The sequence below is a fragment of the Mesorhizobium sp. B2-4-3 genome, from assembly GCF_006442815.1.
GTDB lineage: Bacteria > Pseudomonadota > Alphaproteobacteria > Rhizobiales > Rhizobiaceae > Mesorhizobium.
On the sequence record NZ_VFVL01000061.1, the window covers coordinates 1 to 11,898 of the forward strand.

Genomic DNA, 11,898 nt, shown 5'->3' on the forward strand with positions numbered 1-11,898 from the left:
AGCAGCTGCACGGCGATGTCACGCTGAGAGGTTTCTACGGATTCGGTCATGTATCAAATCGTCGGTAATTACGTGTAAGTTACGACATTTTATTACACCAAACAGGGAAAGTCGGCAAGCAGCCCTGTTCCGGCCCGGTTTGAGCAAACTCGACAACTAGGTAATGGGTGGGACTCTTGATCAAGTTGACCCGCCACATCTGTGCAACCAACCCACCTCCTCGCGTCAGCGTTATGATCGATATCGCTCACTCTAGGCTATTGTTTCCGGGCGGGAATCAAAGCCAGGCTGTAGCGTCATTCACGGCTATTTGTCATAACACATTGTCTGAGCGTCATAAAACCGTCACCCACTATTCATTTGACAGAGACGCATTTCGCTCGCTATGAGCGATATAAGTCATCTGAAATTTGAATATTGAGGGAAGCCCCTTGCTGAACACTGCCGAAGACCGTCAGGCGAAAATCGTCGAGCTTCTGCGTGATGAGCTCTTTCTCGACATTCGCGGGCTGACGCAGCGCTTTCAGGTATCGGTTGCGACCATGCGGCGAGATTTGGGCGAGTTGGAGGAGGCCGGCCTCCTGCGCAGGACGCATGGTGGCGCCGTCAGCATCAATCAAGTGTCGAATGATCCGAGCAACGCTGATCGCGCCATCTCGCACCTCACGGAAAAGAGGACAATTGCCGCCGCCGCCGCTGTGATGATCTCGGAAGGAGACACGGTTCTGCTCGATGCCGGCACAACCGCACTAGAAGTTGCCAAGCTTCTCAGGACTCGCGCAGGTCTAACGTTCATAACGAACGGATCCGACATCATCGCTGAACTGCTTCGTGGCGAGGCGCCTAGCGTCTATGCCGTCGGGGGAGAGTACGCGGAGATAAACCGGTCCTTCCGGGGTCCTTTGGCGGAGCATTTCATCCGCCAATTCAACGTGGACAAACTCATCCTAAATGCCGCTTCGATCGACCTCGATCGCGGTTTGATCTTCACGGGTTCACCAGTGAACGCGAGCATCCAGCAAGCAATGATCGAGGTATCGCGCCGCGTTATCGTGGTGGCGGACTATTCGAAGTTCACCAAACCGAGCTTCTCGGTCGTCACGAAGATCGAGGACGTGGGCGCCATTGTCACCGACGCCGGCGGCCGGAGCATCATCGCTACCGCGCCTGAAAAGCTTCGGAGGAAGTTCGTCATCGCGAACTAGGGGTCGATGGCCCGCGCGAACTCAACACCATCGTCTAGACAAAACATTGAGGAGGAAACCGAATGCTCAAGACCAATCGTAGAAGATTTCTGGTCGCAGCGAGTGTCGCAGCGCTCGCAACGCCGTCAGCCGTCAATCTGGCCTTCGGCGCCGACGTCAACTTGAGCCTTATGATCTGGGACCCAGCCCAGAAGGCAGGTGTGCAGAAGGCGGTCGATGCCTTCGAGGCCGCGAACCCGGCGGTCCATGTCTCTCTCGGGCAGGTGCCGCAGGATCAGTACTACACCAAGCTCGATGCCTCGCTAGGCGCGGGCCAAGGGCCGGACGTCATGTGGCAGAGTTCGAAGGCTTCCTACTATGTCAATGGCGGCGCGTTGCAGCCGCTCGACGAATTCATCAAGAAGGACGGCGTATCCCTGAATGGGTACAAAAAGGAAATCACCGGCCTCTATAACTTCGATGGCCAGCAGTACGGCATCCCCAAGGATTTCGATGCCTGGGTGTTCATCTACAACGCTGAGATCTTCAAGACTCTCGGCGTAGAGCCACCGAAGGTGGACTGGACCTGGGAAGACATGGTCCGGATCGCAGCGGAAATCAAAGCGAAGCAGACCTCGACCGCTGACGTTCCCCTCTACTACAACTACGCATTCAACAATGGCGTGGCGAGCCTCGTTCACTCGTTGGGTGGCGCAGTGATCGCCAACGGCAAGGGCACTATGTCCTCGGCCGAAGGCGTCAAGGCTCTCGATATGGTCAAGGAGCTGCAGGATAGCGGGCTGATCCTGAAGATCGCCGATTCCTCGGACTTCAATCCTGTGAATGCGCTCATCTCGGGCAAGCTCGCAATGGCGGAGATTCCGTCCTGGAACCTTAGCCTCCTTTCCAAGGCGGATGTTCCGAGTGGCACCTTCCACGCCGTGCGACTTCCCGCCGAGAACGGCTCGTGGGCGAGCGACACCAACGGGCTGTCCTACGTCATGAACGCCAATTCGCAGCATAAAGACGAAGCCTGGCAGCTCATCAAGTTCCTCACCTCGGACGACGGCGCGGTGCTTCACGCCGAAGGCGGAGCGGGACTTCCGGCGAACACTTCGGAAGCGGCGCGGGCAGCGTTCGTGAAGGCTAACGAGAAGCTGATTGGTCTCCAAGATGCGCTCTCGGCGGCAGGCGACAAAAGCTACCTCAGGACCACCACGCAGTATCCCAAGGTCCTCACTGGTTTGCCGACGATCAACAGTTCGGTGATGGGAGCCTTCTACTCGGGATCTGTGTCGGCGGCCGATACGGCGAAGCAGATCGACGACATCCTCAACAAGTCTTTGCGTTGATAGCATGGACGTCCGGCGTTCCTACGGCGTCATGGCGGGAATGCGCTGCGCATTTGCGCGGCGCACTCTGCGGTGGCGACAGGCGATGATCGGCTACCTGTTCCTGATCCCGCTGTTGGCGGGGCTGCTCGTCTTTCGCCTCTACGGCTTCGGCTACAACATATGGCTGTCGTTCATGAACGCCGGGGCCTTCGGAGCGCCGAAATTCACGGGGCTGGACAACTACCGGGAGCTGCTTTCCGACAGCCAGCTTGGTATTGCGATCATCAACACCTTCAAATTCGCCGCGATCTCGGTGCCCGGCGTAGTCTTGGTCTCGTTGTTGCTGGCGACACTCATGCAGTACCGCTTCCGCGGCGAGTCGGCGTTCCGGGCCATCATATTCCTGCCCGCCGTCTGCCTGCCGACGGCGATCATCCTCGTTTTTGGGTGGATGTTTCAGACTCAGTACGGTCTCGTCAATGCGGCCATACAAGCAATCGGCGCCGCGCCGGTGAGCTGGTTCGGAAGCGCGAACGGCGTCACCGTCGTTGTTTCGCTGCTCGTCGTCTATCTGTCCTTTAGCGTCCCGACGATCGTCCTCTATGCAGGCATGCAGGACATCTCGCCGGATCTCTACGAGGCGGCGACACTCGACGGCGCCGGCCCGCTCGCCAGGTTCTTCAACATCATGCTGCCACTACTGACGCCTTCGCTGTTCTTTGTGATCCTCACGACGACGATCGGCACTCTCAAGCTGTTTGACGTCGTCTATCTCTTGTTGCCACCAGTCGACCAGTCGGTGTCGATGAACTACGGGCTTACGCTGGTCTACTACTACTTCTACCTCGCATTCATCGAGAGCGGCCAACGCGGCTACGCAGCAGCGGTATCGCTATTCCTGCTCGTGCTGATCCTCGCTGTCTCCGTCATCTTGCTCCGCGTTCAGCGCCGCTTTGTCCATTATGGGGAGGACGGCTGATGCAGCATCAGTATCGCGTCGGCTGGTGGACCTACGCTCTCGTCATTGCCACGGGACTCGTGATCCTGGCGCCGTTTGCGTGGATGGTCGCTACCGGCGTGATGACGACTGGCCAGACGCTTCAGGTTCCGCCCAGCATCATCCCGGCGCCGACGACGCTCGCGGGAACTGAGGAAGTGTTCGATCGAATCCCGTTCCTGACCTTGCTGCTCAACACCATCCTGGTCTCCACGGGCCGTGCGATCTTCACGCTCGTGGTTTGCTCGATGGCCGCTTACGCGCTTGCCATCATCAAGGTGCCGGGTTCGCAGGTGATCCTTATTCTCATCCTGGCACTGCTCATGGTCCCCGGGGACATCTTCATCGTTCCCAACTTCGCCATCATCGCTTCGTTTCGGATGACGGACACGCTCGTCGCCTTGTTCCTGCCGTCAGTGTTCGACGTCTTTGGCGTGTTTCTGCTCTACCAGTTCTTCCGGGGCGTTCCGCGGGAGCTGGTCGAGGCGGCACGGATGGACGGCGCCTCTCACCTCCGCATCCTGACGACGATCGTGGTGCCTGTCGCTCGCAGCGGTGTCGTGTCGCTGGCGATCCTGACAGTGCTTTCCGAGTGGAAGGACCTTCTGTGGCCGATCGTCGTCAACAGGTCGCTCGACAAACTCACCCTGGGACCTGGTCTCGCACTGCTGCGCGGAACATATACGACCGACTGGAACGTCGTGATGGCGGCGGGTGTGATGGCCGCACTGCCGATGATCGTCATCTTCCTCATCCTCCAGAAGCAATTCATCGCCAGCTTCGCCAGGAGCGGGCTGAAATAACCGGGACGGCGAAACATGCTCAAGTACAGCAAACCAGTCAGGTTCGCCTATGTTTGATCTCCTCCCCTCCCGCTCGGGGCGCATTCTCGTCTGTGGCCATCGGGGCCATAGCGTCGATGGTCACGAGAACAGTCGCCCCGCCTTCCGCCACGCAGCGGAGTTCGGCGCCTCTTTATGCGAAATCGACCTGCGGATGACGCGGGACGATCGGCTCGTGGTGTTTCACGACGACATACTCGACAATGCCTCGAGCGGCGCCGGCCTCATCTCGCAGCTGAACCATGCGCAAATCGCCGGGTTTCGCACCAAGGCGCGCGATGACGCGCCTATCGCAGGCCAGCCGATCGAACCGTTCGAGGACGTGCTCACCTTCTGCCGCGACCTCGGCCTGGGACTGATCGTCGAGATCAAGGACAAGTTCGAGGGCACAGCCTATCTCGAGGAGGTCGTTGGACTTCTGAGGCAGTCTGGCATGTTCGACCGCGTGCTGATCAGCTCGTTTGATTGGACGAGGCTGCGCGACATAAAGCGGATCGCCCCGAAGATGCGGACGATGGGCATCAACTACCACCGCCTGGTCGACCCGGCAGCTGCCGCACGTTCGGCGTCGATGGACGTCATGAACACGGACTATCCGCAGTTCGCGCCGGAGATCGCGGACGATCTTCACGCCGCCAATATCGGGGTCAGTCATTTCTTGCCGCGGCCGGAGTTCTTCGCGCTCAGGCGCGGTTATGGCGTCGACTATTTCGAAGAACTCGATGCCTATCTGCGCGCTGGACTGATCGACATGCTGGTTTGCGACGACGTCGGCTGGGCCGTTGATTTCGTCACAGGGTGTGGACTCAAGGTCGCCGAGCTGGATCCTGCCCCCTGAATGCCAAGCCGCGTCGCGAAGGCTATCTGCAGTGCGCATGTTGGCGCCCGAGGGTCAGCCAAGGAAAGAACTTTATGGCTAAGTCAAATGGATCAACCTCGAACAAAAGCACGATGGAGTCCCTTGTCGAGGAGATCGCACGCAAGGCTGGCGAAATTGCGCTCGACCACTTTCGTTCGTTGGCGAGCCTCCCAGTCGAGCGGAAGGGACACCTCGACCTCGTCACCAAGGCGGACCGCGAGATCGAGGTGTTCCTGATCGAAAGGCTGCGCGCCGCATTTCCCGACGACGGCATCTTCGGCGAGGAAGGCGGCAACATTCTCGGCGTTTCAGGGCGGGTCTGGGTGATCGATCCAATCGACGGGACGTTCAATTTCGTGCGTGGCGGCCCAAACTGGGCGGTTTCGATTGGTCTTTATGAACACCGTCGGCCGGTCTTTGGCGTGATTTATGCCCCTGTCCGCCATCAGTTGCTGACCGGGGGCAAATCCGCCGACACGCTGCTAAACGGCAAACCGGTGTCATCCGTGTCCCCACTCGATCTGTCACGAGCATCTATGGGAATCGGTCTGCATCCTTCTATCGCCACTCAGGACCGTCTCGAAGTCATGCGCTTCATCTCGGACGAACTTCGCATCAATTTCCGTTGCTGCGGCTCGTCGGCCCTCTCCCTGATGGAAGTGGCCACCGGCGAAACAGACGGCTACGTGGCTTTGGGTGACGCCACTTGGGACGTGATGGCCGGACTGCCGATACTGGACAACCTCGGCGTGTCCCACACAATAGATTGGGACCATACCGACCTAGATGCAAAGCTGCGGTTCGCGTGCGGCAGCGAAGCATTCCTCGAAAAGGTGCGCCCTCTGCTCGCCAAGGTGTCGGCGGCAACCCTGATGTCAAGCGAAGCAACCCATGACTAGCGCACCCCCAGCGAGCTTCCGCGAAGCTCATGAACTCTCGCGAGCAGAACTGCGGCGCCGCACCGTCGACGGACGGGGTGTTGCCGACATTCGCCTCTTGCAGGTGGAGGACGGGCCAGGACGCGGACAGCGCCTGCTTGTCGTTCGCAACGCGGCCGGTGTTGGAATCGAAATCGCTGTCGATCGCGGGTTCGATGTCTCAAGCGCGACCTGGCGTGGGGTCAATATCGGGTGGAACAGCGCCAACGGCCTGCCGTGGCCGCCGAATCCGCTCGATGCTGAAGATGGAATCGGCTTCTGCCGAAATTTTGATGGCTTCATCGTCACCTGCGGCCTAGACCATGTGGGGGGCGCCCGTCGAGATGACACCGACCGCTTTATCCACAACCACCGAAAGCAGGTCTTCCATCCCTTGCACGGACGGATTTCCAGCCAGCGCGCTATCCTTGCGGGCTATGGGATCGACTGGAGCAGAGACGCCCCCACAATATGGGCCGAAGGCGTTGTCAGACAAAGTTCGGTATTCGGAGAGAACCTAGTTCTGCGCCGTCGCATAGAGGTCGAAGTTTTCGGCAACGTCATCGTTATTGAAGACGTTGTCGAGAACCAGGGTTTCCGGCCCACGCCGCATGCGATTCTCTATCATGTGAACTTTGGCTATCCGTTTCTCGACGAGGTGACGCAGATCTCTGGTGACCTAGGTGAGGAGTTGGCCTCCGCGTTCAATGGCGAGGACAAACGACCCCGTGATGACTTCGTCGACTACTATCAGGAGACACCCGTCGTTTCCGATCTCCCAACCGCCTCCATTGAACTTCGCAACGGCGCCCTGCTGGGAGGAATACGCGTGGGGCTAACATTTTCACGTAAGGACCTTCCAAGGTTTGGCGTATGGAGAGCTTTTCAGTCGGGCGTGTATGCCTTTGCCCTGGAACCAGCCTGGCGCTTCGACCCGGATAACAATGCTGTAGGCGATTCATTCACTTTGGAAGCCGGAGAGACCGCCAGGTACAAGGTCGAGCTGTCACTCGGCTCGACCGGAGAACAGGCGTTGTTTTGATGCGCGAGGTTTTTGCGGCCTAGACGTTTTTCCGCAGGGGAAGCCACGGAATGACCAGATCGCCCGACATTGAAGAGGAGCCCCGCCAGGATGAGCTCTCAAACCTGGTGGCGAAGGAAGTCCAGCGCGTCCTGGCCCGCTACGACGAGGTCATGAAGGAACACGGTTCGTCCGCGTCCTGTGAGGGCGACTGCAGGATCGCCCCTGGCAGGTTGTCCTCGCCTGCGCGTCAGCAGGCGATCCATGACGACCTGGCAGCCCTGGCCTCGGGCTTCGTCGACAGGCTCGCGACCGAGGCAGCGCGGCGCCTCGATGCCGGCGCCGGCGAGGCCCCGCCAGGGGCGCCAGCCGGGGAGACGCCAACGCACGCCGCCCCAAGGGCGGGCGATCGGCAAGGCGACTGCATGCGCATCCAGGATTGGGCGGGGCAAGTCGCTGGACCGACATACCTGGAGGAGCATTACGGCATACCGCGATCGACACTGCACTGGTGGCAACGCCACAACGACGTGGTGGCGTTGCGCAAGGGGGCGCGCAAGCATGTGTTCCCGCTGGCCCAGTTCGTGGATTGCCGGCCGGCGCCGGGGATACGGCAGGTGCTCGCCTCGATCGCCAATCCCAGGCTCGCATGGCTGTGGCTGACACGCCCCTGCCCTCTCCTGGACGGCCGCGTGCCAATTGAAATGCTCAGGCACGACCTGGCCGAGGAGGTCATTTCAGCCGCACGAGGCCACTCGAAATAGGAGGGTCGCGAACTCACGTTGAGGGTTGTCCCTTGCTAGGTGCGCCGGCTGTCTACTCACTTGCACGGTACTTCGCCATACCGCTGTAAACGACCGGGGCAATATCAAAAGCTGCCGAATTTCGAGTAGCTTTCGACGGCCAAACCGAAGACCCGCGGCCGTAGCCTCGCCTTCTCGCCGCAGCGCATGTAGTGCTGGAATCCCGCTCCGAGGCGATGAACACACTTAGGGTGAGCTCGTCGAAAACTGGTGATGAAGGCCAGCAATCAGCCGCCGGCGATGCCGGCCAAGATCAGGGGCTACTCGGTGCTTGCGAACACGAGCAACGCGCCGAGCGACTTTGGCCTACACGACGCTGCGGTCGAAGCCGACCGGGGCCGCCACCACCAAGCAAGAATGTATGGTTTGACAATCACGAGATGCGGCATCAGGGCAGCCACCGTCCGGGATTTACGTGGAGATCGATTCCCCGAAGGAAAATGCCGCTTATGTCCTTTTGAACATCCAGTTTCTCGAGTACAGCAAGGATGGGCTTGGGGTCATCGGGTTGACATGCATGCCCCATGCAACTGTTAAACTTGCTCACGATATCATCCCAGGTTACAGGTTTGTAAGTTCCACGCTCGCTCATGCGGCGGCCATCTTTGAATATAACTTCGATGTCCACGGCATCCTCCTCGCTCTTGTCTTGGAGGCGCATTTCTACGAGAGCCATGAGTTGGCGGAAGTCCTTGGAGGCAAGGAGGTCCTTGTTAAAATGATCCAGCGTCACGTCGCCATAAAGCGCGGCTGTAGCTACGGCAAAGTTCATGCTGAACCTAGCCTCTGTTGGTGTCTTTGCATCGGGGCAATGAAGGTAGCTTATTCGCTTCTCGCTAGAGACATAGCAAACGATCTTCTCGACTTTACCGATGTCGAAACCTTCCCGTTCCCGGAGTTTTCTCATTCCGTCGATGCCCGTATGGGCTACCTGGCAGCAGGGATAACGCTTAACCTCGATGCCAGGATTGACGATTTCGAAATGCTCACCCGTTAGCGGTGGCAGGTCGGTTCCTCGCATGTCGATCGATGGCAATTCGATGTCCGAGCGCCGGCCACCTGTGACGGCGTTAAAGAAGCCATAGCTCCCCTCAAGCGCGTCGGTTATGGCCGTAAACCTATTTTCGGCCAAGGCTGCCGCCATATACGCGCCCCTTGCCGACAGACCGCAGTGTAGTGGCTTCACCATCGTACCGCAGTTGTTGAGTATTCCGCCGGCATGGGAACAGGCAATGGCCAGCGCAACCTCGCTTTTGCCGGCGTCAAGGCCACGCAGAGAAGCACACGCGACGGCAGCGCCCAAGAGCCCAAGTGTCGATATCGTGTGAAAGGGCTGGTCGGTAAGATCATCCCCCAGGATTTCGCCAACCTTACAGGCAACCTCCATGCCCTTTACGTAAGAATGAATGAAGTCGAGGCCTGTTGGCTCCTTCGCATGATTTCCAGAAAGGGCGATCGCCGTCGCCAGCAACGAAGCGACAATGGAGGCGCTCGGGTGAAGTATAGTTTTGAAGCTCGTGTCGTCAAAGTCGTGAGCATGAGCCGCCGTTCCGAGCAGCTCAGCAGCGCCATCCAAAGTCTTCGCATATCCCCAGCCTGGCACTGGAATATCTGTGGGCGTGCCAGCCCAACTATTTGTCACTGCTAAAATCCTTACAGCATCTGTCCCCGTTCCAGCATAGATGCAGGCCAGCGTGTCGACGATGTGGAGCTTCGCTTGCTTGACCACTTCCTGTGGTGGACGACGGCTGTCTGCGGTGTAGGTGGCGACAGTTTTGGTGGCAGATTGTTTCATTAACGAAGGCCCCCTACAGAAGTGAATGTCTGCTATGATTGGCTGGCGAATTGCGAAACAACGGCACTAGCTAGGATTGGCCTCCGAGCAGGCGGTCCAGGCCGTAGAAGCGCTCGATCACAAGCATGAGAACCAGCGTCATCGCCATCAGAACCGTGGAAATCGATGCCAGCAGCGGATCGATGGTATTCGTTATGTAGGCATAGAGCATAACGGGCAGCGTCTGGGTGCTGGGCGCGGCGATGAAGACGGTCATCGTCAGTTCGTCGAAGCTGGTGATGAAAGCGATGATCCAGCCTCCCACGATACCCGGCACGAGCAGCGGCAACTCGATGCGACTGAACACCGTCCACGAAGATGCGCCCAAGCTATGCGCAGCTTGTGCGATGCTTTTGTCGAACCCGACCGCTGCCGATAGGATCAAGCGGAGGACATAGGGAAGGATGAAGACCGCATGCGCCATGACCAGACCCGTCATCGTGCCGGTGAAGCCGATTTGCGCGAGGAAGCGGAGCAACGCGATACCGAGAACTACGGAGGGTACCATCAAGGGAGAGAGCAGGAGGCCGAGAATGGCCTCTCGCCCGTAGAACCTGTTCCAGGCGATTGCTATTCCGGTCGGCAGCGCAAGCAGGGCCGAAATCGTCGCAGAACCTGCCGCCAGGGCAAGACTGTGATAGAAGGCATCTATGAACTCCGGATGGTTCAGGATGGCATAGAACCATCGCAGCGACGCGCCGTTAAAAGGCATGGCAATATAGCCCTTGTCGGTAAACGCCACCAGCACGACCACGATCAGTGGCGCCAGCATGAACACAGCAAAAAGGACGTGAAAGACAAGGAGCGGAACGGGAAGACGTTTCATTCGAAGACCTGCTTGTAACGACGCTCGATAAAGCGATTGGCCGCAAGCGAAATCACGAGCACGATCACCATCAATGCGGCGGCCAAGGCGGCGCCCATAGACCAGTTTACGTAGCTTAGGAGTTCGTCATAGATAGTGGTTGACACCATCATCAGGCGTCTGCCGCCAATAATCGACGGGGTGCCAAAGGCCCCCGCTGTCAGCGCGAAGACGATCAGACTTCCGGAGAGCACGCCTGGAATGACCTGAGGAAAGACGATCCGGCGCAACACCGTCAGATAGCCGGCGCCGAGCGAGTCTGCGGCCTGCTCCGTCGCGAAATCGAGCTTTTGCAACGATGCCCAGACCGCCAGCACCATGAACGGCACCAGCACATGGGTCATAGCGATGATCAGGCCGGTATAGGTATACATGATCTGAACCGGTCGGTCGGTCAGCCCTAGTCCCAGCAGGGCCAAGTTGATCAGGCCTTCCCTGCCGAACAAAATCGCCCATCCCAATGTGCGCACCACGACCGAAACCAGAAGCGGTCCGAGCACGATGACGATGGAGATGGCGCGCCAGCCGGAGGACAGCCGGCTCAAGACATAGGCTTCCGGCACGCCGATCAGAATGCTCAGGGCCGTAACGACCACGGCAACGATGAAGGTGCGCGCGAATATTTTAAGATAGTAGGGGTCCGTAACAATGCTGGCATAGTTATGCGCGGTAAATGCCGGGGAGATTGTGCCATTGGGCAATGAAGCATGAAAACTGAGTGAGAACGCCATGAGGAGCGGAATGACGATCAGGGCGAGCATGGTCAGGGCGGCCGGCGCGGCGAGCCAATAAGGCAGGGCGTTGAAGCGCCGGATCATGCCTTGCCCTCCAGCGGAACAATGTGGACATTTTCCAACGCCCAGACGAGACCAACCTCATCGCCTTCGCTCGCCTTGGGGGGCGCATCATTGGCGCGGGTGACATGCAGGACACCGAGCGGCGTCTCGACCTGGAAGAGCCAGTGATTGCCCAGAAATACGCGCGCAGTGGTGCGGCCGCGTATAAGGCCACCGTTCGAAGCGAAATCGATTTTTTCCGGACGGATGATATATTCGGCCTTGCCGTCCTTTGTGCCGAGCGGCACCGACAAAGTGAGATCCTTCATGGCAAAGGTGCCGTTTTCGACGGCACCGGCAAAGACATTGGCCCGACCCAGGAATGTTGATGAGAAATGGCCATTGGGCTGCTCATACATCTCGTAGGGTTGCCCCATTTGTTCTACCCTCCCGCCCTTCATCAACA

The 11,898-nt window shown here is 58.8% G+C and carries 12 protein-coding genes; 8 read left to right on the plus strand and 4 right to left on the minus strand.

Features of this window, described 5'->3' with window-relative positions; genetic code table 11:
- The first annotated feature begins 431 nt into the window (after positions 1-431).
- From FJ956_RS30055 to FJ956_RS30090, 8 genes are all read left to right on the plus strand, one after another.
- On the plus strand, positions 432-1,205 hold the full coding sequence (locus FJ956_RS30055) for a DeoR/GlpR family DNA-binding transcription regulator (protein WP_140676575.1): 774 nt from the start codon (positions 432-434) through the stop codon (positions 1,203-1,205).
- A gap of 62 nt (positions 1,206-1,267) precedes the next feature.
- Entirely contained in the window at positions 1,268-2,536 is a 1,269-nt protein-coding gene (locus FJ956_RS30060; RefSeq protein WP_140676578.1) for a sugar ABC transporter substrate-binding protein, read from the plus strand.
- An 85-nt stretch (positions 2,537-2,621) separates the two neighbouring features.
- Positions 2,622-3,497, plus strand: a complete 876-nt coding sequence (locus tag FJ956_RS30065) for a sugar ABC transporter permease (protein ID WP_181170181.1) — start codon at positions 2,622-2,624, stop codon at positions 3,495-3,497.
- Positions 3,497-4,318, plus strand: a complete 822-nt coding sequence (locus tag FJ956_RS30070) for a carbohydrate ABC transporter permease (RefSeq protein WP_140676584.1) — start codon at positions 3,497-3,499, stop codon at positions 4,316-4,318. Before FJ956_RS30065 ends, FJ956_RS30070 begins: the two co-directional genes overlap by 1 nt.
- Positions 4,319-4,367: 49 nt before the next feature.
- A complete protein-coding gene (locus FJ956_RS30075) occupies positions 4,368-5,195 on the plus strand; it encodes a glycerophosphodiester phosphodiesterase (RefSeq protein WP_140676587.1) in 828 nt (275 codons plus the stop codon).
- A gap of 74 nt (positions 5,196-5,269) precedes the next feature.
- Entirely contained in the window at positions 5,270-6,115 is an 846-nt protein-coding gene (locus FJ956_RS30080; protein WP_140676590.1) for an inositol monophosphatase family protein, read from the plus strand.
- A complete protein-coding gene (locus FJ956_RS30085) occupies positions 6,108-7,175 on the plus strand; it encodes an aldose 1-epimerase family protein (RefSeq protein WP_140676592.1) in 1,068 nt (355 codons plus the stop codon). Before FJ956_RS30080 ends, FJ956_RS30085 begins: the two co-directional genes overlap by 8 nt.
- A 50-nt stretch (positions 7,176-7,225) precedes the next feature.
- Positions 7,226-7,918 carry a hypothetical protein gene (locus FJ956_RS30090; protein ID WP_140676595.1) on the plus strand — a complete coding sequence of 231 codons (693 nt, stop codon included), beginning with the start codon at positions 7,226-7,228 and terminating at the stop codon, positions 7,916-7,918.
- 427 nt (positions 7,919-8,345) lie between these two features.
- Here the strand turns inward: FJ956_RS30090 and FJ956_RS30095 are convergent, their stop codons facing one another.
- From FJ956_RS30095 to FJ956_RS30110, 4 genes are all read right to left on the minus strand, one after another.
- A complete protein-coding gene (locus tag FJ956_RS30095; protein ID WP_140676598.1) occupies positions 8,346-9,752 on the minus strand; it encodes an MmgE/PrpD family protein in 1,407 nt (468 codons plus the stop codon).
- Between the two features lie 70 nt (positions 9,753-9,822).
- Positions 9,823-10,617, minus strand: a complete 795-nt coding sequence (locus FJ956_RS30100) for an ABC transporter permease (protein WP_140676601.1) — start codon at positions 10,615-10,617, stop codon at positions 9,823-9,825.
- On the minus strand, positions 10,614-11,474 hold the full coding sequence (locus FJ956_RS30105; RefSeq protein ID WP_140676605.1) for an ABC transporter permease: 861 nt from the start codon (positions 11,472-11,474) through the stop codon (positions 10,614-10,616). Before FJ956_RS30105 ends, FJ956_RS30100 begins: the two co-directional genes overlap by 4 nt.
- Positions 11,471-11,898, minus strand: a 428-nt coding sequence (locus FJ956_RS30110) for a TOBE domain-containing protein (protein ID WP_140782013.1), incomplete at its 5' end; no start/stop codon positions are given. The genes FJ956_RS30110 and FJ956_RS30105, both read right to left, overlap by 4 nt.

Excerpts from the sequence above, each read along its gene's own strand:
- FJ956_RS30060 (WP_140676578.1), top strand. The coding sequence starts at position 1,268 with ATGCTCAAGACCAATCGTAGAAGATTTCTGGTCGCAGCGAGTGTCGCA.
- FJ956_RS30065 (WP_181170181.1), top strand. The coding sequence starts at position 2,622 with ATGATCGGCTACCTGTTCCTGATCCCGCTGTTGGCGGGGCTGCTCGTC.
- FJ956_RS30070 (WP_140676584.1), top strand. The coding sequence starts at position 3,497 with ATGCAGCATCAGTATCGCGTCGGCTGGTGGACCTACGCTCTCGTCATT.
- FJ956_RS30075 (WP_140676587.1), top strand. The coding sequence starts at position 4,368 with ATGTTTGATCTCCTCCCCTCCCGCTCGGGGCGCATTCTCGTCTGTGGC.
- FJ956_RS30080 (WP_140676590.1), top strand. The coding sequence starts at position 5,270 with ATGGCTAAGTCAAATGGATCAACCTCGAACAAAAGCACGATGGAGTCC.
- FJ956_RS30085 (WP_140676592.1), top strand. The coding sequence starts at position 6,108 with ATGACTAGCGCACCCCCAGCGAGCTTCCGCGAAGCTCATGAACTCTCG.
- FJ956_RS30090 (WP_140676595.1), top strand. The coding sequence starts at position 7,226 with ATGACCAGATCGCCCGACATTGAAGAGGAGCCCCGCCAGGATGAGCTC.
- FJ956_RS30095 (WP_140676598.1), bottom strand. The coding sequence starts at position 9,752 with ATGAAACAATCTGCCACCAAAACTGTCGCCACCTACACCGCAGACAGC.
- FJ956_RS30100 (WP_140676601.1), bottom strand. The coding sequence starts at position 10,617 with ATGAAACGTCTTCCCGTTCCGCTCCTTGTCTTTCACGTCCTTTTTGCT.
- FJ956_RS30105 (WP_140676605.1), bottom strand. The coding sequence starts at position 11,474 with ATGATCCGGCGCTTCAACGCCCTGCCTTATTGGCTCGCCGCGCCGGCC.